Origin of the sequence: Paracoccus sp. 228 (genome assembly GCF_000967825.1) — a bacterium.
GTDB lineage: Bacteria > Pseudomonadota > Alphaproteobacteria > Rhodobacterales > Rhodobacteraceae > Paracoccus > Paracoccus marcusii.
Map to the genome: position 1 here is coordinate 209,092 of NZ_JYGY01000004.1, position 22,409 is coordinate 231,500.

Annotated in this window: 18 protein-coding genes; 3 read left to right on the forward strand and 15 right to left on the reverse strand. The window is 68.0% G+C overall.

Annotated features, from left to right (window positions below; all coding sequences use genetic code 11):
- Positions 1-439: 439 nt before the first annotated feature.
- Entirely contained in the window at positions 440-1,465 is a 1,026-nt protein-coding gene (locus tag SY26_RS13990) for a tartrate dehydrogenase (RefSeq protein WP_046001016.1), read from the forward strand.
- A gap of 1,398 nt (positions 1,466-2,863) precedes the next feature.
- Here the strand turns inward: SY26_RS13990 and SY26_RS13995 are convergent.
- From SY26_RS13995 to SY26_RS14040, 10 genes are all read right to left on the reverse strand, one after another.
- Positions 2,864-3,865, reverse strand: coding sequence for a TerC family protein (locus SY26_RS13995; protein WP_045983577.1), 1,002 nt, complete (start codon positions 3,863-3,865; stop codon positions 2,864-2,866).
- A 200-nt stretch (positions 3,866-4,065) separates the two neighbouring features.
- Positions 4,066-6,315: a methyl-accepting chemotaxis protein gene (locus tag SY26_RS20005; protein WP_052715292.1), complete on the reverse strand. Its 2,250-nt coding sequence runs from the start codon at positions 6,313-6,315 to the stop codon at positions 4,066-4,068.
- 132 nt (positions 6,316-6,447) lie between these two features.
- Positions 6,448-7,524: an FAD-dependent oxidoreductase gene (locus SY26_RS14005; RefSeq protein WP_046001017.1), complete on the reverse strand. Its 1,077-nt coding sequence runs from the start codon at positions 7,522-7,524 to the stop codon at positions 6,448-6,450.
- Positions 7,521-8,249, reverse strand: a complete 729-nt coding sequence (locus tag SY26_RS14010; RefSeq protein ID WP_046001167.1) for a transcriptional regulator NanR — start codon at positions 8,247-8,249, stop codon at positions 7,521-7,523. Before SY26_RS14010 ends, SY26_RS14005 begins: the two co-directional genes overlap by 4 nt.
- The gene (locus tag SY26_RS14015) at positions 8,246-9,976 is read right to left on the reverse strand and encodes a hypothetical protein (RefSeq protein ID WP_046001018.1); all 1,731 of its coding nucleotides are present in this window, start codon (positions 9,974-9,976) and stop codon (positions 8,246-8,248) included. Before SY26_RS14015 ends, SY26_RS14010 begins: the two co-directional genes overlap by 4 nt.
- Positions 9,973-10,983 carry a Gfo/Idh/MocA family protein gene (locus tag SY26_RS14020; RefSeq protein ID WP_046001019.1) on the reverse strand — a complete coding sequence of 337 codons (1,011 nt, stop codon included), beginning with the start codon at positions 10,981-10,983 and terminating at the stop codon, positions 9,973-9,975. Before SY26_RS14020 ends, SY26_RS14015 begins: the two co-directional genes overlap by 4 nt.
- Positions 10,980-12,257, reverse strand: coding sequence for a TRAP transporter large permease (locus SY26_RS14025; RefSeq protein WP_046001020.1), 1,278 nt, complete (start codon positions 12,255-12,257; stop codon positions 10,980-10,982). The genes SY26_RS14020 and SY26_RS14025 overlap by 4 nt, the downstream gene beginning before the upstream one ends.
- Complete coding sequence (locus SY26_RS14030) at positions 12,254-12,730, reverse strand: TRAP transporter small permease (protein ID WP_046001168.1); 477 nt, start codon at positions 12,728-12,730, stop codon at positions 12,254-12,256. The genes SY26_RS14025 and SY26_RS14030 overlap by 4 nt, the downstream gene beginning before the upstream one ends.
- 50 nt (positions 12,731-12,780) lie before the next feature.
- Positions 12,781-13,758, reverse strand: a complete 978-nt coding sequence (locus tag SY26_RS14035; RefSeq protein ID WP_052715293.1) for a TRAP transporter substrate-binding protein — start codon at positions 13,756-13,758, stop codon at positions 12,781-12,783.
- A gap of 61 nt (positions 13,759-13,819) precedes the next feature.
- Entirely contained in the window at positions 13,820-14,650 is an 831-nt protein-coding gene (locus tag SY26_RS14040; protein ID WP_046001021.1) for a phosphogluconate dehydrogenase C-terminal domain-containing protein, read from the reverse strand.
- 86 nt (positions 14,651-14,736) lie between these two features.
- On the opposite strand from SY26_RS14040, the gene SY26_RS14045 reads away from it, so the two are divergent.
- Both SY26_RS14045 and oiaX read left to right on the forward strand, forming a co-directional pair.
- A complete protein-coding gene (locus tag SY26_RS14045) occupies positions 14,737-16,104 on the forward strand; it encodes a four-carbon acid sugar kinase family protein (RefSeq protein ID WP_046001022.1) in 1,368 nt (455 codons plus the stop codon).
- Positions 16,101-17,342, forward strand: coding sequence for a 3-oxo-isoapionate-4-phosphate decarboxylase OiaX (oiaX, locus tag SY26_RS14050; RefSeq protein WP_157020504.1), 1,242 nt, complete (start codon positions 16,101-16,103; stop codon positions 17,340-17,342). The genes SY26_RS14045 and oiaX overlap by 4 nt, the downstream gene beginning before the upstream one ends.
- On the opposite strand, the gene SY26_RS14055 is transcribed toward oiaX, so the two are convergent.
- The 5 genes from SY26_RS14055 to SY26_RS14075 form a co-directional block, all read right to left on the reverse strand.
- Complete coding sequence (locus tag SY26_RS14055) at positions 17,315-18,796, reverse strand: mannitol dehydrogenase family protein (RefSeq protein WP_046001024.1); 1,482 nt, start codon at positions 18,794-18,796, stop codon at positions 17,315-17,317. The genes oiaX and SY26_RS14055 overlap by 28 nt on opposite strands.
- An 81-nt stretch (positions 18,797-18,877) precedes the next feature.
- Positions 18,878-19,648: an L-iditol 2-dehydrogenase gene (locus tag SY26_RS14060; RefSeq protein WP_046001025.1), complete on the reverse strand. Its 771-nt coding sequence runs from the start codon at positions 19,646-19,648 to the stop codon at positions 18,878-18,880.
- Positions 19,645-20,649 carry an ABC transporter ATP-binding protein gene (locus SY26_RS14065; RefSeq protein WP_046001026.1) on the reverse strand — a complete coding sequence of 335 codons (1,005 nt, stop codon included), beginning with the start codon at positions 20,647-20,649 and terminating at the stop codon, positions 19,645-19,647. Before SY26_RS14065 ends, SY26_RS14060 begins: the two co-directional genes overlap by 4 nt.
- Positions 20,650-20,659: 10 nt before the next feature.
- Entirely contained in the window at positions 20,660-21,484 is an 825-nt protein-coding gene (locus SY26_RS14070; protein ID WP_046001027.1) for a carbohydrate ABC transporter permease, read from the reverse strand.
- A gap of 10 nt (positions 21,485-21,494) precedes the next feature.
- Positions 21,495-22,364: a carbohydrate ABC transporter permease gene (locus tag SY26_RS14075; protein WP_046001028.1), complete on the reverse strand. Its 870-nt coding sequence runs from the start codon at positions 22,362-22,364 to the stop codon at positions 21,495-21,497.
- Positions 22,365-22,409: the final 45 nt, after the last annotated feature.

Genomic DNA, 22,409 nt, shown 5'->3' on the forward strand with positions numbered 1-22,409 from the left:
TTCCGTGACGATGACTGCGGAATCCACGCGCGGTGCTCCGCTTAGGCGGTGATCGGGCAATCCAGGATGTACCGCCCCGGACATCTCCGCGTCCCCGGCATTCCGGTCGAATGCGGCACCTGACTGGCACTTCATCCGGACGAGGGCTTTCAGCGCATTCTTGACGCCGTGCAGCTTTGACAACGCGGGTCAGGCCATGGACCTGTCGGCCTATCCGACCTAGGGTCCCTGCGCCGGCACTTTACACGCGCCCCGTCACCGGCCATGCGGCGGCTCCGGACAGGCACGGTCCGGATCAACCGCCATGGTCGCTGGTGCAATCATGCTCTGCCGGCCGGGGCCTGCGAGTAACCGGGCATCGGCAGCGATCCGGGCTGCACGGCCTGTCGCGAACGTGGCCAACACAAGACCGTGCCGAATGAAATCTGAGGAGCCTTCCATGACCCACCGCATCGCCCTGATCCCCGGAGACGGCATCGGCATTCCCGTGACCGAGGCCGCCCTGCGCGTCATGGAGGCCAGCGGCGCCGACATCGCGACCGAGAGCTTTCCCTGGTCCTGCGATCATTACCTGCAGCACGGCCGCATGATGCCCGAGGACGGGATCGAGACCTTGCGCGGCTTCGACGCCATCTTCCTGGGCGCGGTGGGCTGGCCCGCCCGCGTGCCCGATGCCGTGTCGCTGCACGGGCTGCTGCTGCCCATCCGCAAGGCCTTCGTCCAATACGCCAACATACGCCCGCACCGCCTGTTGCCCGGCGTCGAGGGTCCGCTGAAGACCCGCAATTTCGACATCCTCTGCATCCGCGAGAACACCGAAGGCGAATATTCCGGCGCTGGCGGCCGCGTCCATCAGGGCACACCTGACGAGGTCGCGGTCGAGACCTCGATCTTCACTCGCGCTGGCGTGGAACGCATCCTGCGCTTCGGCTTCGAACAGGCGCAGGCACGGCGGGGCAAGCTGGCCTCGGTCACGAAGTCGAACGCGCAGCGCCACAGCATGGTATTCTGGGACGAGGTCACCGACGAACTGGCCGCCGAATACCCGGACGTCGCTGTCACCCGCTACCACATCGACGCGATGTGCGCGCGGATGGTCATGGCGCCCGAAACGCTGGACGTGGTCGTGGCCTCGAACCTTTTTGGCGACATTCTGACGGATCTGGGCGCGGCCATCCAGGGGGGCCTGGGCTTTGCGGCCTCGGCCAACATCGACCCGACGCGCCGCAACCCGTCGATGTTCGAACCGGTCCACGGCTCGGCCCCCGACATCGCGGATCAGGGCATCGCCAACCCGATGGCGGCGTTCTGGTCGGCGGCGATGATGCTGGACCACCTGGGCCAGACGGCCCCCGCCGCCCGCATCATGGCCGCACTGGAGGCCGCCACCGCCCGCGGCATCGGCACCCGCCCCGGCCGCGACACCACCGACGCCATCACCACGGCCGTTATAGCGCAGCTGTAAAGACCGCACCGACCCGCGCTCCCCGTCGGTCTCTACCGACCCAAGCCCGGCGCTCCGGCGAGCGCTGACAGATGCGTGGGTCGGTGCCGATACCAGCGCCACAAAAGATCCTGACCTCGCGCCGGGCATTCCTTGGGCACAGTCGCGGTTATCGAACCGTACATGGTTGAACGACGATGACTGGTGCCGCCCGTGCCGACAGTCGCATATCTATGCAACACGCCGTTCTGCGGATGCTTTTGCAAAACACTATAGCGGTGATTCCTGGACGCCCTGCGCGGATTGTGGCGCTGCAGAAAAGCAAGTCATCATCTGAATTCCGGGTCTGGATTGTTGCTGATGCTAATCTCACGCCTTGGTTCGCTGAGGTGACCCATCGACGGATAGCCAGTTCCGTCCAGCCACGGCACTACGGCCTAAGCGCAGTTTTACAGGAGGATCGTTGCTCAATGTGATGATCACGACAAGGTTGCTCCTGTCGTGCGTCGATAATGTTGAGACAGTATGCTGCCCTGACAAACGGACGTTATGGCAGTTGTAATTGTGTTCTTGGTAAAGCGACGGAACACGACCTCCGGCGTCGTCGCACGTCGTGATAAACCTGCCAGAGGGCCCTGCCGTCATTCGGGCCGACAGTATGCAGCCAGTCAGCCGCTTTCGTTGGATTGACCTGTGTAAAAGCACGGTGGTGAACGATCAACAGAGGCCTTCATTCCTACGCCTCTCGGCGGAGAAAGCATTCACGTCCTTGTCGAGGCGAGACTAGTCACTCGCACGAAGACCTTGGCAGTGTAGCAGTCCTAACGACGCGACACGCATGCATATCGTTTTTTAGGATGGCATGCTCTGTAAGCCTAACCAGCAAATCTCTGCATGGTCTGCGCGTTCCTCCTTTCCATCGCAAAACCGACAGAAGGGCTGAATCTATAAAAAGCGGAACAGGAAAAAGCGCCGCTGGAAACGTTTCTTATCCCATGATGCCGTCACAGGTTATCATCAAATTGTGCCGCAGCATCCATACTGACCCCGCGGTCTTGCTGGCGTCCAGCTACGGACGCGCGAGAGGACACTGACTTGTCGGAACTCGGATATTGCCCGATAGCGTTACGAGTACGACTTACTCTGACGCCGAGAATGAAGCCTGGACTAGTGACGAAGCCGATCATCATGCTCGGAACCGATGCGACCGATTAAAGGCGATCTAAAATCACTGCCCAATGACGGCGGGATGAAATTTTCTCCCGGCTCGGTAATCTTGACGATCACCCATGCGCGCCTTCTCTGCGTCCAAGACAGGTCACTGTGCGCGTTCGGAATGTTTCGTCAACACTCTAGGGGAACAGCGGAACTTGCGCCGGCGGCCTTTCGGGCGCCGACGCGGAAAGCATACAGTCCGGGTCAGTTCCGGTTCTCGCCGAAGGGCAGCGGTTCGGGAGACTGGCCGCGGGTCTTGGCAAGCGACACGACCACGCCCACCGTTAGGATGAAGAACGTGATCCCAAGCGACCAGGACGGCGGGAACTTCTCCCAGCCCATCAGGTCCGCGATGAAGATCTTGGAACCGATGAAGATCAGCAGGATCGACAGCGCGTATTTCAGATAGGCGAAGCGGTGCAGGATCGCGGCCAGCGCGAAGTACAGCGCCCGCAGGCCCAGGATCGCGAAGATGTTCGAGGTGTAGACCAAATACGGGTCCGTGGTGATGGTGAACACCGCGGGAACCGAGTCGACAGCAAAGACGAGGTCCGCGATCTCGATCACGATCAGCGCCAGCAGCAGGGGCGTGGCCCAGCGGACCAGCTTGCCGGTCTTGGGATCGGGAATCTTGACCGTGAAGGCATGGCCGTGAAGCTCGTCCGTGACGCGCATGCGGCGGCGCAGCCAGTTCAGCGCCTTGTTGTCGGCCATGTCCGTGTGATCGTCGCTGGCGAACAGCATCTTGATGCCGGTGAAGATCAGGAAGGCCGCGAACAGGTACAGGACCCAGTGATAGTTCTCGACGATGGTCGCGCCCAGGCCGATCATGATGCCGCGCAGCAGGATCACGCCCAGGATGCCCCAGAACAGCACGCGGTGCTGGTATTCGCGCGGAATCGCGAAAAAGCTGAAGATCAGCGCGATGACGAAGATGTTGTCCATCGCCAATGTCTTCTCGACGATGAACGCGGTCAGGTACTGCGCCGTGGCCTCCCCGCCCATCGTCCAGTAGATGAAGCCCGAAAAGGCGATGCCCAAGGTGATGTACATGGCCGACAGCTTGAGGCTTTCGGCGATCCCGATCTCATGGTCGTCCTTGTTCAGGACTCCCAGGTCAAAGACCAGCAGGGCGATGACCAGCCCCATGAAAAGCAGCCACATCCAGATGGGCTTGCCCAAGAATTCGCTTAGAAGAAGTTCCACGATGCCCTCGCAAGACTGAAAATGTGCGGGGCAAGGGACGACGGAAGGGCCACCGATGCACCGAGCACGCTCGATGCGGTCCGACATCGCAGCCGATCGTGACGATCATGCTGCCAGAGGGGCCCGGTCCGCAGGGCGGCGCATACCACGAATCGGCCGCCCGCACAAGCATGCGCTTATGCGGGCGGCATCGCGCGGCATTAGAACTCCAGCATCTGCCCTCGACCGGCCGGGGCCGCGACCCGGATCGGGCGCGCCTCGACCGCAAAGTCCGGTGCAAGCGACGGGCGTTGGGCGGGCGGTGCCTGATCGGTCACGGTGAATGCCCCCATCTCGGTCGAAAGGACCTGGGCCTGCTGGCGCAGCGACATGGACGCCGCCGTCGCCTGTTCTGCCACCGCGGCATTCTGCTGGGTCACCTGGTCCAGCTGGTTCACGCCGCTGTTGATCTCGGACAGGCCGATGGACTGTTCGGCGGTGGCCAGGGCGATGGCCGCGATCTGTTCGGACACGTCCGACGCCTTCTGCAGGATGACCCCCAGGCTGTCGCCCGTCCGGCCCACAAGATCGGACCCGGTCCTGACCTGCGCCGCGCTTTGCGAGATCAGGCCACGCACCTCGCGCGCGGATTCCGCCGCGCGCTGCGCAAGGCCCCGCACCTCGGAGGCCACGACCGCAAAGCCGCGACCCGCCTCTCCGGCTCGAGCAGCCTCGACGCCCGCGTTCAGGGCCAACAGGTTGGTCTGGAACGCGATGTCGTCGATGACACCGATGATGCGGGTGATCTGTTCCGACGACCGCTGGATGCCCTGCATGGCGGTGACCGCATCGGCCACGACGGCCGCGCTGGTCTGGGCGATGTCGCGGTTCTGGCCGCTGGCGCGCTCCGCCTCTCGGGCGCGTTCGGCGGTCTGGCGCAGGCTCTCGTTCATCTGGTTCAGGGCCGCGGCGGACTGTTCCAGTGTGGCGGCCTGGGTCTCGGCGCGGCTGGACAGCTCTCCGGCGGCCATGTTGATCTCGTCCGCGCCGCCGCGCACCTGGTTGGCGACGTCGGTGATGCGGCGGATCGTGTCCGACAGACCGCCCACGACACCGTTGAACGCCAGGCGCAGCGAATCATAGCCCTGCGGAAAGGGATCATGCGCGGGGCTGGCGATCTGATGCGTCATATCGCCAGCGGCCAGCCGGTCCAGCCCGGTGCCGATCTCGCGCACGACGCGGGCCTGACGCTCGGCCTCGGCGCGGGCGTCGCGGTCGCGGGCGTCGCGCGCGGCCTCGGCCTCGGCCTCCAGACGCCGGGCAGTCAGCGCCCGGTCGCGGAACACCTGCATCGCCCCGGCCATCGCCCCGATCTCGTCGCCGCGGCCGGCATGGGGGACCGGCGTCTCCAGGTCACCATCCGCCAGACGGGTCATCGCCGCCGTCATCCCCTCGATCGGACGAGAGATGATCTGCGCGCCGAACCAGACGACGACCAGCGTTCCCAGCAGCATCAGCGCCGCGGTCAGAACCGCCCGGTCGCGCGTCTGGGTGACGTGCGCCATCACGGTCGCGCGCGGCACATGCATCATCAGGGTCCAGCTTTCGTCCATGCCGGGAAAGGCGACTGACCCTGTCAGGACCATCGACTGTTGCCCCTCCACCTCGGCGTAGTGCATCGGTCCCGCCGCCATCAACGCCTGGTCCGCAGCCTGCACCGGCTGGCCCAGCAGCGCGCGGTCCTCATGCGCGATCCACAGCCCCCCGGAGCTGACCAGCCGCACGCGACCGTCGCCAAAGGGACGCAGCTCCTCGATCCGCGCCGACAGCCGGTCCAGCGATACGTCACCGGTCAGCACGCCTACCGGCCGCGTGCCGTCGCGGACCACGCCGCTGACGGTGGTCATCAGCACCTCGGCACCATTCACGGGGTACAGATAGGGCGGCGTGATCAGGCTGCGATCCTCGCGCAGCGGCCGGTCGTACCAGCTGTCGGTCCCGGCCTCGGGGCGCATGTCCAGTTGTTCGATGCCGATGCTTCCGTCAGGGGCGTAGAAGAAATACGGCACGAACCGCCCGGCGGCATCCGCATAGGGGCTGCCCAGATGGGCGCCATCCGGCCCAAGCGCGTCGGGTTCCAGCGCCAGCGTCATGCCGACCAGATCGGGACGCGTGCGCAGGATCGTGGTGACGATAGAGGCAAGCGCGTCGCGATTTGCGGGATCGTCGGCGATCGCCCCCTCGATCCCGGCGACGCCGGTGCGGACGGTGTCGATGACGCTGCCGACCTCCTGCGCGATGGTCGCGGCATAGCCGGTCATCAGCGCGCCGGCATGCGCCTCGGATTCGCGGGCCGAATCGCGCGTCATCAGGCTTGTCGTCAGCGCGATCACGGCGACGATGGCAAAGGCGGTCAGCGCGGCGGCGGACAGGGCCAGCTTGGCGCGGATGGAGATGGAACGGAACGGCATGCTTGCCCCTCTCTTGGGGGTTGGTCGGGAAAGAGGTCTGTCCCGCCGGGATAGCAGCCACAGGTTTCCGATCCGTTACCGGGGCGCCGTCGAACGTGACCAAATCGATCGATCCCGACGGCCATCGACGGCCTAGCCCTTCAGGCGCGCCATGAACCCCCGATCGATCCGGTCCTTGACCCGCCACAGCCAGCGGCCCTGCAGGACAATGCCGTGCCACTGGGCCAGCGCCTCCTGCCCGCCAAGCGAGATGATCTTCAGATAATCCCGCTGCGGCCGGAACGCCCGGCAGGGGCGGCCCAGATGCCGCGCGGCCAAGTTCGCCGCCAGCACGGGCGCCTGGCGCACGGCAAAGACACCGGCCTTTGGGCGGGGGGCGTGGGTCATGAAGGCACAGTCGCCGGCCGCGAACAGGTCGGGATGGCCAGGCACCTGCAGGCAAGGCCCAACGCAAACAAAGCCCGCCTCGTCCACCGGCAGATCGCGTGCCAGCCAGTCCGGCGCACGTGCGCCGGCGATGCCCAGGGTCAGGGCGCTGTCGATCCGCCGTCCGTCGGCCAGCACCACGTGATCGGCCGCGACCCGATGCACGCGCGCCTCCGTCAGGATCGCGACCCCTGCCCTGTCCAGTGCGCGGCGCAGCAGGGTCCGGGCGCGTGGCGTCAGGGCTGCGGCGATGCGGGGCCCGGCCTCGACCAAAGTGACGGGCGCGCGCTGGCGATGGGACAGGGCAAGCGCGATCTCGGCCCCCGCCACGCCGCCGCCGATCACGACCGACGGCAGGCCCCGGTCGGGCAACGGCAGATCGGCGCGCAGCGGCTTGACGGCACGCGCATGGTCACGAAACCCCGCGATTTCAGGCATGACGCCGTGGCTGCCCACATCCAGCGCGGCCTGGGCATAGTCCAGACGCTGCGCCGTGCCGCAGGGCTGCACGGCCGTCACCTGGCGCGCGACCGGATCGATCCCGGTGATACGCGCGCGCAGAAAACCCGCCCCGTGCCGCGCGGCGAAATCCGCCAGCCCGATGCTCAGCTGGTCGGTGTGGTAATGGCCCGCGATCAGGCCGGGATACATGCCCGAATAGGTCGCGTGTTCGGCCATGTCGACCAGCAGAACGGCCGCGTCCGGCAGCGCCGCCCGCAGCGGCGGCAGCGCCAGCAGATTGGCATGCCCCGCCCCCAGCAGCAGGATGGGCGCCCCGCTCACCCCTGGGCGTTCTGATGCGCGTAAAGACCCACCGAGCGGTCCAGATGCGCCTGCATCGCCGCCACCGCGCCGTCCGGATTATGCGCGGCGATCAGGTCGGTGATGGCCTCGTGCTCGCGCAGGGTGATCTGTTCGTTGCCCGACCAGTGCAGCAGCACGCCATGATACTGGAACAGCCAGCGCAGCATCGACTGGCTGGTGGCGACCAGGATCGGGTTGCCCGAAATCGCCGCGATGCGCGCATGGAACGCCATGTCCTGGGTGACGAAGCGCGCGGCATCGCCCAGACAGTCCCGCTGCGCGGCGATCAGGTCGCGCAGGTCGGCCACGTCGGCCTCTGTCGCGGTCTGGGCGGCCATGCGCACCAGCCCGCATTCGAACATCCGCCGCGCCTGCTTCAGGTGGTCCAGCTGGTCGGGTTCCGACGACAGCAGCATCCGCGCCACGTCGTCCACGCGGCTGAGGACGCTGTCCGCGCTCAGCGCGTTGACGCGGCTTCGCTCGCCGTGACTGATGGTGATCAGGCCCATGGTGTGCAGGTGCTGCAGCGCCTCGCGCACGGCGGGGCGGCCGGTGCCGAACCGCTCCATCAGGTCGCGTTCTGACGGCAGCGGCGCGCCGGGCGGCAGCTCTCCGCTGGCGATCATGTCGCGCAGGCGGTCGAACACCTGGTCGGACAGCTTGCGCCGGACGATTCGGTCGGAAGGGTCGGTCGGTTGCATCATGCCCATGGTTTAGGACGGCCCGCGCCCGCCTGCAAATCCGGCGCGTCGTCCTGATCCCAGCCCCAGGGCGCCAGCCCCGCCTGCGCACGGGGCGTGAGGTTCGCGCGCAGGACGCGCCCGCCCAGATGCAGCCGCACCAGACCGCCCCCCTGCGCGCCCAGGACACACGCACCGGCCAGCGCCGCCAGCGCGGCCACGACCCCCGCCACCGGGCGCGGACGCCCGTCGGGCGCGAAGAGGCCACGCGGACCAAGGACCTCGGCCGGGGTCCAGACCGACAGCCCGGCGGGCGCAATGGCCGCGGCCAGCCCGCAGGCCCAGGCCGCCGCAAAGCCAGTCTCTTGGCGCGGCTCGTCATCGGTCATGCAGACGCGCCCGCGCCCCGGATTGGGGATGGTGCGGCTACCATAGGGGTTGTGGCGCATGGCGATGGTCGACGGCCCCAGCCAATAGTCCACATCCCCCGCAAGGGCGCGCCCCGAAGCCAGGATATGCGGCACCGCCTCCAGCACCTCGACCACCGACAGATCGTCGGCGGCATGCACGATGGGGCAGAGCCCATGCGTCACGACCGCCAGTCCCGGCGGCGGTGGCTTGCGGTTCAGTTCGGGAAAGAAGCTGGCCACGCCCCCACCCACCGGATGCCCCGCGAAGGCCGCGCGCGCCGCCGCATGGACGTGCGCCAGGGGCGCGCAGGGCGGCCAGTCCGACCCCGGCGGCGTCGATTGCCGGTCCGGCCGCGCATGAACCAGTACCGTGGCCGCGACCAGCCCCGATGCCGCCAGCGCCGCGGCATGGCGGGCGAACTCCTCCTGCGGATCGACCTGAGGGTCGCACAGCGCCAGCAGCTCCAGATCATAGGCCGGACCGGGCAGCGCCGCCTGCAGCGCGGCGAAACCCGCCAGGTCGCGCGCGATGTCACCCGCCGCATCCAGATGGCACAGCAGGCGCTGCGCCCCGATCGCGGCCAGATCCTGCGGCGCGCGGGCCAGATGCGCCGCATCCGCCCCGGTCAGGGCCAGCGCCGTCTGCGGAAAGCGCGGGTCGGCCACGCGGGCCTTCGGGCCGGGGACCGGGGCCATGGGCGCGGCCGGGGTCCAGCGGATGGTGACGGTCTGGGTGGTCTCACCCTCCAGGCGATAGGGCCAGGGCCGCGACAGGGGGCGGTTGTAGGTCTTGAAGGAGGCATCGCCCCATTGGCGCTGATCCTCCATCTCGAAGATGTCGCCGTCAAAGCGGCAATGGACGCGCCAGCCGCCCGCCTGATGGGTCAGGCCGGTGATGTCCATGAAGGGTTGCCACGGCGCGATCAGCGCAGGAAAGCGCGCCTGCTCGGGCGGGCCGTCCGCGTGATCGACCGTGACCGGCGCCCCCGCGACCCCGGTGATCGGGTGCAAGAGCGTGAAGCCGGTGCGGTTCGTCCAGACCTGCCCCCGCGCCCCGATCACCGCCCGCGCGGTCAGCCCGTCGGGCGTCAGATCGACCGTCAGCGCGGCGCGCACGCTGCCCGTGCCCATGTCATACCGCGCCGTCCAGGCGATGCGTGGGCCGTCCGGCCCGTCGGACAGGCGCAGATCGCAGATGTTGGGCGCGACGGTGCCCCAATCGCGGTCACGGACCAGGAAGGACAGGCCGCGGATCGCCTCGACCCCGTCCAGATGCAGGTGGCGCAGGCGGTCGCCCTCCAGCACCAGCCGCGCGGGCCCGCAGGAGAGCGTCCGCGTCACGGCCGGACCCGGCTGCCGTCGCGGGCCGAGGCATAGGCGGCCTCGACCAAAGCCAGCGTGGCCAGGTTGTCGCGCCCCGAGGTCTCGGGCACCCGGCCCTCGCGCAGGCAGGCCACGAAGTCCCGCTGGATCAGCGCGACGCTTTCCTGGATGTTGTGCCAGGGCCGTTCGGCCCAAGGCAGCAGCGGGGGCGAGACGTCGCGCACCTGCCGGTCGCCGCCGCGGTCGACGACCAGCCGGTATCCGGCCTCCAGCCGCAGCGTGCCTTCGGTGCCGTCGATCTCGATCAGGGTCTGGGGAAAGGTCTCGTCCCGCCGCGTCGCATAGGAGCAGTCGACGACCGCGGTCACCCCGCCCACGTGATCCATCAGGATCGTCGCCACGTCCTCGCCGCGGATCACGGGGTTGATGCGCGCGGTGCTGGCCGACAGGCGGTCCACCTCTCCGAAGAGGGCGCGGGCGATGTCCAGGATGTGGATGCCCAGATCCTGGATGATGAAGCGCGGATCGGTCGCCAGATAGGGCTGTCCCGAAAAGACGTCATAGCCCGACCGGAAGCTGACCCGCCCGAAGAAGGGCCGCCCCACCGCGCCCTCGCGCAGCGCGGCCAGCACGGCGCGGACGGGCGACTGCCAGCGGAAGTTCTCGTGCACCATGAGGACACGGCCCGCGCGCTCCATCGCGGCGACCATGGCGCGGGCATCCTCCAGCGTCTCGGCAAAGGGCTTCTGGCAGATGGCGTGCAGCCCGGCCTCGGCCGCCGCCATTACCAGCGGGCGATGCGACGGGACGGTCGTGGCGATGTCGACCACGTCCAGATCCGCCTCGCGCATCATCCGCGCCACGTCGTCAAAGCGCTGCGCGATGCCGAACCGCGCGCCCATCGCGGCCAGACGGTCCGGGTCACGGTCGCAGATCGCGGTGACGCAGGCCCCTTCCGCATCGGCCCAGCCCTGCATCTGGTTCACCGCGAAGAAGCCGCAGCCGATCAGTCCGACCTTGATCATGGCATCATCCACCAGCCCAGCCCCAGGGAGATGGCGGGAACATAGGTGATCGCCGCCAGCATCGCCAGAACCGTGGCGATGGGCCAGACCAGCGACCGGAACAGCGCCTGCACCGGAACCTTCGCCACGGCGGCCGCCGCGAAGAGGTTCACCCCCAAAGGCGGCGTGATCATGCCCAGGGCCAGGTTCACCACGATGACGATGCCGAAATGCACCGGATCGATGCCGAAGCTGATCGCCACCGGCGTCAGGATCGGGGCCAGCACCAGGATCGCGGCGCTGGTCTCGATGAACATGCCCACGACCAGCAGCAGCAGGTTGACGCCCAGAAGGAAGGTCAGCGCGCTGCCGAAATTCTCCTGGGCCCAGGTGCCGACGGCGCCGGGCAGGCCCGACAGGCTGATCAGGAAGCTGAACAGCGCCGCCGCCGAGATGATCAGCATGACTGCCCCCGACGACACCGCCGCCGCGCGGAAGATGCCCGGCAGGTCGGACCAGGACAGTTCGCGATAGACGAAGATCGACAGGATGAGCGCATAGATGACCGACACGGCGGCGGCCTCGGTCGGCGTGAAGACGCCGCCATAGATGCCGCCCACGATGATGATCGGCATCATCAGCGCCCCGAAGGCGCGGCGCGCGGCGGGCAGGATGGCCCGGCGGCCCTCGCCGTCCCGCTTGCCGTGGCCCTTCACTCGGCACCAGATCTGGACCATCACGACCAGAGCGGCGGCGATCATCAGCCCCGGCACCATGCCCGCCAGGAACAGCCGCGTGATCGAGGTCTCGGTCGAGACCGCATAGAGGATCAGCGGCACCGAGGGCGGGATGATCACGCCCAGTTCGGCGGATGACGCCTGGATCGCGCCCGCCATGCCCACCGGATAGCCGTGGCGCAGCATCGCCGGGATCAGGATGGACCCCACCGCGAAGGTCGTGGCCACCGACGACCCCGAGATGGCCGCAAACAGCATGCAGGTCAGCACGCAGCTGCTGGCCAGCCCGCCCTGGATGTTCCCGACCATGGATTTCACCAGATCGACCAGCCGGGCCGAGATGCCCCCCTGGGTCATGATCGCGCCCGCCAGGATGAAGAACGGCACCGCCATCAGCGGAAAGCTGTCCAGCCCGGTGAACATCTTCTGCGGGACGACCACCAGCGGTAGGTTCGAGAAGAAGTGGATCGCGATGATCGAGGCCAGCGCGATGGACACCGCCACCGGTACCGACAGCGTGAACAGGGCGATCAGCCCGGCAGCGAGGGCAGAGTTCACGGGCGTTCCCTTTCCTGATCAACATGGCGCAGCAGCACGCCCGGAATGGCCATCAGCGCGCCCAACGGGATCGCCGCATAGAACAAGCTCATCGAGGTGCCCAGCATCGCGACCCGCTGCGCCTGCACCCGCAGCGTCATGGACCAGCCCTGCCAGACCAGCACCGCCAGAAAGGCCAGCGTCAGCAGCGTGACCAGCCGGATCACCCAGATCTGCGCAGGGCCGGGCAGCAGCCCGCGGAGAAAGTCGATGGGGATCATCGCGCCAAGGCGGAAGCCCGCCGCCGCGACCAAGAGCGTGGACCAGATGATCAGGCCACGGGCCAGGATCTCGGACCAGCCGGCGGCATGGCCCAGGCCAAAGCGCGTGACGACCTGGAAGAAGACCAGCCCCGTCGCCACCGCCAGCAGCAGCGCGGCCAGGTTGTGGGCCAGCCGGACGACGCCCTCGGCCCAGGCTTCGACATGTCTCATGGTGATGACCCCGATATGGGGCGGGGCCACAGGCGGCCCCGCCGGACGCCCTAGTCCTGCGCCGCGCGGATGCGCGCGATCAGCTCGGGCGCATAGCGGTCGGCGAACTCGTCATAGGCCGGCTGGACCGCGGCGGCGAAAGCGGCCTTGTCAATGCCGTCGATCACCTCCATCCCGTTCTCGCGCATCAGGGCGATGCCCGATTCCTCGTTCGCGGCGACGGTCTTGCGCGATGCGGCGGCGGCGGCCTGGGCGGCCTCCACGAACCAGCCCTGCTGTTCCTCGGTCAGGCCGTCCCAGTGGATCGCGGACATGGCCACCACGGCGGGCGAGTAGACATGGCCCGTCAGGGTGATGTTGTCCTGGATCTCCCACATGTTGTTGGCGGTGACGATGGGGATGGGGTTCTCCTGCCCGTCGATGGTGCCCTGCTGCAGCGAAGTCAGCACCTCGGTCCAACTCATCGGCGTGGGGGCGGCCCCGGCGGCGCGGAAGGCCGCGATATGCACCTCGTTCTCCATCGTGCGCAGCTTCAGCCCGGACAGGTCGGCAGGCTCGCGGATCGGACGGACCGAGTTGGTGATGTGGCGAAACCCGTTCTCGGCCCAGGCCAGGCCCACGATGCCGTGCGGCTGGAAGCTGGCCAGCAGCTCCTGTCCGATCTCTCCGTCCAGGACCGCATGCGCGCTGGCGTAGTCATCGAACAGGAACGGAAAATCCAGTGCATAGACCTCTGGGACGAAGTTGCCGATGGGTCCGGTCGAGGAGATCGTCAGCTCGACCGTGCCTATCTGCAGCCCCTCGATCACGTCGCGTTCGCCGCCCAGGGCGCCTGCCGGGCGCAGCGCGATCTCGAAGGCACCGTCGGACCGTTCCGCGATGGTGTCGGCAAAGGCGCGCGCTGCGTCGCCGTAGTGGCTGTCGGCGGGCGGGGTGAAGGCCAGGTTCATCACCTTTGCCTGGGCCAGCGCCGGTCCCGCACCCAGCAGCATGGCCAGCATCGACGCGGCGGTCATCATCTTGGTCATCGAAGGTCTCCTCCCTTGTGTTGGTGATCGCGGCGGACGCTCCCCCGCCCGCCGCGCGATATCAGGTGATGCGGTGGATGCTGGCCTCGACCTCGTCCCAGTCGAAGACGCGCTTCCAATCGTCGCGCATCAGCATCGGCTTGCCGAATTCGATGGCCTTGTTGCAGGCGTCCGAGAACGCGCCCTCGCGCTCGTTGAACAGCACCGCGCCCAGGATGTTCATATGGCCTAGCAGAAAGTCGCGGGCGCAGTCGTGGCTGACGCCGCTGCGCGCCACGCATTCGTCCAGCGCCTCGCGCATCACCGCCAGCAGCGAGGCGCAGACCGTCTCGGACAGGCCCGGCTCCAGCATGGCCATCTGCCTGACGGTCACCTCATGGCTGCGGGCGACGGGGGCATAGATCGCGCGGGCGATGCTGTCGCCCAGTGCGTAATGCTCGCGCGGGCCCTGCATCAGCGCGTTGACCACGCCCTGCTTGGCCGCCACGCCGCCGAAATGGTCGGCCCGGCCCTCGGGCGTGTCCTCGTCGTTCCAGATCGGCGGGTGGCAGGGATGGGTCACGAAATAGGTGATGTCGGCCCGCTCGGGCAGATGGCCCGCAAAGGGCGCGGCCGCATCCAGCACCACGACCATGGTCCCCGGCGCCAGCTGCGGCACGACCGCGCCCGCGACCTTGCCGATCACCGTGTCCGGCACCGCCAGGATCACCACCTCGGCGCCCGCCAGCGCCGCCTCCTGCGGGACGCAGCCCAGCCCCGTCTCGGCCTTCAGCCGGGCCTGTCCGGCGGGGCTGACCTCGACATGGGCCACCTCGAAATCGGTCCGGGCCAGGTTCGTCGCCAGACGCACCCCCATCTTACCGCCCGCCCCCAGCAGCGCCACCTTGGTCATCTCGGTCTCCTCCGGCCTTCGGGAATCACTTGCCTAACTGGTATGATGAGGTGATAATTATTCCGTTACGTCAAGAGGGGATGCGAATGACCGATCTGCGGCTGGCCTGGCTGGGCGACGACTTCACCGGCGCCGCCGCGGTGATGGAGGTGCTGACCTTCGCCGGCCTGCCATCGGTCCTGTTCACCGAACCGCCCACAGCCGCGATGATGGCGCGGTTCGCGGATTGCGCGGCAGTGGGGCTGGCCACGACCGCCCGCGCACAGGGACCGGACTGGATGGCCGAACACCTGCCACCGCTGTTCGCCGCGCTTGACGCGCTGCAGCCGCAGATCCTGCATTACAAGATCTGCTCGACCTTCGATTCGTCGCCACATATGGGCTCGATCGGCGCCGCCATCGCGGCGGGCCTTTCGGTGCGCCCCTCCCGAGCCGTGCCCCTGCTGACCGCCGCCCCCGCCATGCGCCGCTATCAGGCCTTCGGGCATCTCTTCGCGGGCAGCCCGCAGGGGGTGTTCCGGCTGGACCGGCACCCGGTCATGGCGCACCACCCCGCGACGCCCATGGCCGAATCCGACCTGCTGGCCCATCTGTCCGCGCAGACCGACCTGCCCGGCGCGCTGATCGACCTGGAGGCGCTGGCAACCGACCCGCAGGCCCGGCAGGAGGAGGCGCTGACCCAGGGCGCGCGCATCCTGTCCATCGACGGCATGGACCCGGCATCGGAGGCCGCGGCGGGCGCGCTGATCTGGCGGAACCGCGCGCGCATGGGTTTCGTCGCGGGCAGTCAGGGGGTCGAATACGCGCTGGTGCGCCACTGGCAGCAGACGGGGGACCTGCCCGCGCCGCCGCCGCCCGCCTCGGCCGGGCGCGTGGCGCGCATCGCGGCGGTGTCGGGATCGGTCTCGCCGGTGACGGCGGCGCAGCTGGACTGGGCGGGGCGGCACGGCTTTGCGCTGCTGCCCTTTGACGCGCGGGCAGCCTGCGGGTCCGAGGCCGATCTGGCGGCCGAGGTCGCGCGCCTGACCGCCGCCGCCCTGCGTGCCGCAAGTGACGGCTCCAGCCCGCTGATCCATTCGGCTGCGGGCCATGACGGCGCACAGGTCGGCGCGTTCCGCAGCGCTCTGTCGGCCTCCGGCCTGGCGCCCGAGACCGCCGCCCGGCGCATCGGAGAGGGGCTGGGCCGCATCCTGGACGGGGTGCTGCGCGGGTCAGGCATCCGCCGCGCGGTGATCTCGGGGGGCGACACCTCGGGGCACGCGATGCGGCAGCTGAGCCTCAGCGCCCTGACCGCGCTGGCCCCCACCATCCCCGGCGCCGCGCTGTGCCGGGCCTATGGTGACGGCCCGCATGACGGGCTGGAGATCGCGTTGAAGGGCGGGCAGATGGGCTCGACCGATTATTTCGGCTGGATCCGCGACGGCGGCGGCCCCCGACATCAGGAGCAGCCATGATCCGCGTCACCTATCTGCTGGAGACCCCGGGCGACCCGCGCGCCATGGCCGAGAAGATCGCGGCCGACCAGTCCACCGGCACTTTCACCGACCTGCCCGGAGAGACCGACGCCCTGCGCGCCCGCCACGCCGCCCGGGTCGAGGACGTGACCCTGCTGGAGCCCCTGCCCCAGCCCTCGCTGCCCGAGGGCGGGGGGCCGGTGCGGCGCGCCCGCGCGACCATCGCCTTTTCGCCCGACAGCATCGGCGGCGACATCGCGGCGCTGCTGACGGTCACCACGGGCGGCCTGTTCGCGGCGCGCGGCTTGACCGGCATGCGGGTGCTGGATTTCCACCTGACGCCCGATTTCGCGGCCCACCCGGGGCCGCAATTCGGCATCGAAGGCTCGCGCCGCCTGACCGGGGTGGCAGAAGGGCCGATCATCGCGTCGATCATCAAGCCCTCGCTTGGCCTGACCCCCGATCAGACCGCCGAGGTCGTGCGCACCTTGTGCGAGGCCGGGGTCGATTTCATCAAGGACGACGAAAAGATGATGTCGCCCGCCTATTCCCCCTTCGAGGCGCGGGTCGATGCCGTCATGGCGGTGATCCGCGATCACGAACAGCGGACGGGCAAGCGGGTGATGTATGCCTTTGGCCTGTCATCCGCGGACCCGGACGTGATGATGCGCCGCCACGATCACGTCGTGGCACGGGGCGGCAATGCGGCGGTGGTGAACATCAATTCGATCGGGCCGGGGGCGATGGCCTTCCTGCGAAAGCGGTCGGCGTTGTGCCTGCATGCGCATCGCAACGGGTGGGACCTGCTGACGCGCCATCCGGGCCTGGGCTTCGACTTTCGCGCCTGGCAAAAGATCTGGCGCCTGCTGGGCGTCGACCAGTTCCAGATCAACGGCATCGGCGCGAAATACTGGGAGGGCGACGACAGCTTCGTGCAGTCGTTCCAGGACGTTACAACGCCAATCTTCTCGGACACGGACCGGGCGCTGCCTGTGGTCTGCTCGGGCCAATGGGGCGGGCAAGCCTTCGAGACCTGGGCCCGCACAGGCGGCACGCTGGATCTGATGTATCTGGGCGGCGGCGGCATCCACGGGCATCCGAACGGACCGGCCGCCGGGGTGCGCGCCATCCGCAATGCCTGGACTGCGGCCGGCGCGGGCCTGACGCCCGCCCAGGCCGCAGCCGATTGCCCTGACCTGGCCGCCAGCTTTCAGCGGTGGGGCATGCCCGCGACATAGGCCGCCAGCGTCGCCCGCACCCCGTCCCGGCGCAACGCGGCCAGCGCGTCGCCGAAGGCCGCGACCAAGGGCGCGGACCCCGCCAGATCGCCAAAGATCGCGTGCTGGGACAGGAACGCCTGCGGATCGTCCTTTGCCGCCAGCGCATGGTCGCGCAGCGTCGCATGGGCGTCGTCATTGGGTGCGATCGGCGCGCCCGCCTCGGTCGTGCCTTCGCAATAGCGGCACCACAGCGCCAGCTCCAGGGCCAGCCCGCCGATGGGCGCGCCCGCCGTCAGCCGGTCGCGCAGCGTCGGCAGGATGAATTTCGGTTGGCGGTTCGACCCGTCCAGGCACAGGCGCGGAATGGTGTCGCCGATCTCGGGGTTCGAGAAGCGGCTGATGATCAGCGCCAGGTATTCGTCATAGCTGACGCCCGGAATGGGCTGCAGGGTCGGGATGATCTCGCGCGTCTCCAGCGTGCGCAGCCAGGCGGCGATGTCCGCGTCCGCCATCGCGTCATGCACGAAATGGTGCCCCAGCAGCGCCGAGGCATAGGCGATGGCCGCATGACCGCCGTTCAGGATGCGCAGCTTCATCAGCTCGTGGCGGCTGACGTCGGCGACGAATTCGGCACCGACCACCTCCAGCGCCGGGCGGCCTTGGGGGAAGTTGTCCTCCAGCACCCATTGGCGGAAGGGCTCGCAGACGACCGGGGCGGCATCCTCGATGCCAAAGCGGTCGCGGACCAGGGCGCGTTCGCGGTCGCTGGTCGCCGGGGTGATGCAATCGACCATGCTGTTCGGAAAGGCCACGTTGGTCTGAACCCAATCGGCCAGCGCGGGGTCCTGCGCGCGGGCCAGCCCCGTCAGGGTACGCGCGCAGACATGGCCGTTTTCCGGGAGGTTGTCGCAGGACAGGACGGTGAAGGGCGCATGCCCCGCCGCGTGCCGCGCCCGCAGCGCAGCCAGGATCATGCCGAACACGGTGCGCGGCGCATCCGGCGCGCCCGCGTCATGGACCATGTCCGGATGGCCCGCATCGAACCCGTCGGTCTTGGCGTCGACATAATAGCCGCCCTCGGTGATGGTCAGCGAGACGATGCGGATCGCCGGATCGGCCATCGCGGCGATGGTGGCGGCAGGGTCCACGGCCACGAAATCGATCATCGAGCCCAGCACCTGTGCGGACAGGCCCGCGGGGTCCAGCTCGACCAGCGTGGTCAGCCAGTCCTGGGCCGCCAGCCGTTCGCGCATCGCGGCGTCGCCCGGACGCACGCCCGCGCCGATCAGCGCCCAGCTGTGGTCGCGCCCCTGGGCGAACAGCCGGTCAAGGTACCACGCCATGTGCGCGCGGTGGAAATTGCCGACGCCGACATGCAGGATGCCCGCCGTCAGGGCGCTGCGGTCATAGGCGGGGCGTGCCACGGTGTCGGGCAGCCCGGCCAGCGCGGATTGGGTCAGTTGGATGGCCATGATCGGACCTTTCGTCAAATCGCCCCGTGGCCGCGGCGCAGGATGCGCGCGGGGGGCCGGGAATTGCAGGGGGTGCGGCAGTCAGCTGAGCCAGTTGCCGCCGTCGACATTGTAGGTCTGGGCCACGATGTAGTCGGCCCCGTCGGATGCCAGGAACACCGCCATGCCGGTCAGGTCGGCCGCAGTGCCCATGCGGCCGAAGGGGACGGCGGCGCCCACCTCGGCCTTTTTCTGGCCGGGGGCCTTGCCTTCGTATTTCGCGAAGAACGCGTCCACGCCGTCCCAATGTTCGCCGTCGACCACGCCGGGCGCGATGGCATTCACGTTGATGCCGTGGGCGATCAGGTTCAGGCCCGCCGATTGCGTCAGGCTGATCACCGCGGCCTTGCTGGCGCAATAGACCGCGACCAGCGCCTCTCCACGGCGGCCGGCCTGGGACGCCATGTTGATGATCCGCCCGCCCTTGCCGCGCGCGATCATGGACCGCGCGACGGCCTGCATCATGAACAGCGTGCCCGACACGTTGACCGCCATGATGCGGTCGTAATCGGCGCGGGTGATCTCGGCGATGGGGGCGGCGGTGAACAGGGCCGCGTTGTTGATCAGGATGTCGATGCCGCCGAACTGCTGTTCCACGGAGTCCACGCAGGCGTCGATGCTGGCCTGATCGGTCACGTCCAGCGCCACCGCGATGGCACCCTCGCCCAGACCCGCGGCCGCCGCGCGGGCGGCCTCTAGGTTGATGTCGCAGATGGCGACGCGCGCCCCCTGATCCAGATAGGCGCGGGCGAATGCTAGCCCGATGCCGCGCGCGGCCCCGGTGATCAGGGCGGTCTTTCCCGACAGCATCATGCCACCCGCGCCCCCGTGGCGTCAAAGCGGTGCATCTGCGCCTCGTCCGGGGTCAGCCAGACGGTGTCGCCGTGATGCAGGTCGATGTTGCCGCCCGCGCGCACCGTGATGGTGTCGGCCAGACCCGTGTCCTCGACATAGAAGAACGTGTCCGACCCCAGATGCTCGCTGACGCCGACGCGCCCGCGCCACTTGCCGTGATCGGGCGACACCGCGATGTGTTCGGGCCGGATGCCGATGGTGTGGGCACCGTATTCCGCGGCCGCCGCCCCGTCGATCAGGTTCATCTTGGGGCTGCCGATGAAGCCCGCGACGAACAGGTTCCTAGGCGCGCGGTACAGCTCCATCGGGCTGCCGACCTGTTCGATGTTGCCGGCGCGCAGGACCACGATCTTGTCGGCCATGGTCATCGCCTCGACCTGGTCATGGGTGACATAGATCATCGTGGTCTTCAGGCGGTTGTGCAGCTCGCTGATCTCAAGGCGCATGCCGACACGCAGGGCGGCGTCCAGGTTCGACAGCGGCTCGTCGAACAGGAACGCGGCCGGTTCGCGCACGATGGCCCGCCCGATGGCCACGCGCTGGCGCTGGCCGCCCGACAGCTGGCCCGGCTTGCGGTCCAGGTAATCGGTCAGGTTCAGCGCCTTGGCGGCCGCCGTGATGCGGCGGTCCTGTTCGTCCTGCGGCACACCCGCCATGCGCATCGGAAAGGCGATGTTCTTTTTGACCGACATGTGCGGGTACAGCGCATAGGACTGGAACACCATCGCCAGGCCGCGCTTGGCCGGGGGCGTGTCGGTGGCATCCTTGCCGTCGATCAGGATGCGCCCGCCCGACGTGTCCTCCAGCCCCGCGATCAGGCGCAGAAGGGTGGATTTGCCGCAGCCCGAGGGGCCGACGAAGACCACAAACTCTCCGTCGTTGATGTCCAGGTTCAGGGGCGGGATGACCTCGACGTCTCCGAACCGCTTGGTCACTGCTTCAAGGGTAATGCGTCCCATGATGGTCCCCTTATTTCACCGCGCCGAAGGTCAGGCCGCGGACAAGTTGTTTCTGGCTGAACCAGCCCATGATCAGGATCGGCGCGATGGCCATGACGGAGGCCGCCGAGAGTTTCGCCCAGAACAGCCCCTGTGGGCTGGAGAAGCTGGCGATGAAGGCCGACAAGGGCGCGGCGTTGGTGGTGGTCAGCTGGATGGTCCAGAACGCCTCGTTCCAGGCCAGGATGACGTTCAGCAGCATGGTCGACGCGATGCCCGGAACAGCCATGGGCGTCAGCACGTACAGGATCTCGTCCTTGAGCGTGGCGCCGTCCATGCGCGCGGCCTCCAGGATCTCTCCGGGGATCTCGCGGAAATAGGTGTACAGCATCCAGACCACGATCGGCAGGTTGATCAGCATCAGCATGACCGTCAGGCCGATCCGCGTGTCCATCAGCCCGGAGCGCAGGAAGATCAGATAGATCGGCACCAGCACCGCGACCGCGGGCATCATCTTTGTGGACAGCATCCACATCAGGATGTCCTTGGTGTGCTTGGTGGGAGAGAACGCCATCGCCCAGGCCGCCGGGATCGCGACGATCAGCGCCAGGATGGTCGAACCCACCGCCAGGATCACCGAATTGGTGAAGGGCTTCCAGTAGTTGTTCTGGGTCTGCACCGCCTCGAAGCTGGACAGGGTGAAGGACGGGATCAGGCTGAAGCCCGAAATGGCCTCCTGTTCCGTCTTCAGGCTGGTGATGATCGTGTAGAGGATCGGGAAGAAGATCACCAAGGCCACGATCCAGGCGGCAATGGTATAGCCGACCTTGGTGCGGGTGCTTACTGCGCGTGCCATGGGATGCTCCTCAATCCAGGTTCTTGCCGACGGCGCGCATCAGGAAGAACGCGACGATGTTGGCCAGGATGACCGCGATGATGCCGCCCGCGGCCGCACCGCCGATGTCGAAGTTCAGACGGGCCGCGCGATAGATCAGATAGGTCAGGTTGGTGCTGGCATTGCCCGGACCGCCATTGGTGGTCACCAGGATCTCGGCATAGATGCCCAGAAGGAAGATGGTCTGGATCAGCACCACGACGGTGATGGCGCGTGCCATGTGCGGCAGGGTCAGGTGGATGAACCGGCTGACGGCGCCCGCGCCGTCCATCTCGGCCGCCTCCATCTGTTCGCCGTCCAGCGACTGCAGGGCGGTCAGCAGGATCAGCGTCGCGAAGGGCAGCCATTGCCAGGCCACGATGATGATGATCGAGGTCAGCGGATATTGCGCGAACCAGTCCACCGGCTGCACGCCGATGGCGCGCGCGATGTCGGCGAAGACCCCATAGGACGGGTGCATGATCATGTTCTTCCAGATCAGCGCGGCCACCGGCGGCATCACGAAGAACGGAGAGATGATCAGGATCCGCACGATCCCCTGTCCGAAGATCGGCTTGTCGATCAGCAGGGCGATCGCGATGCCCCCGATGACGGTGATCGCCAGCACGCCCAGCACCAGGGCCAGCGTGTTCCAGATCGCGTCGAAGAAGGCCGGATCGGTGTAGAAATACTGATAGTTGAACCACCCTGCCCAGCTGACGGAGGCCGGGTTCAGCAGGTTGTAGTTCAGGAACGAGTAGTACAGCGTCATCCCCAACGGGACGATCATCCAGATCAGCAGCAGGATGATGGCAGGTGCGCGCATCAGGCGCGCAAGACTTGCGGTCTGGCGGGTGGCCATGGCTTGCGTCCTTTTGGGGAAAGCGGGGGTGCGCCGCCCCGCATG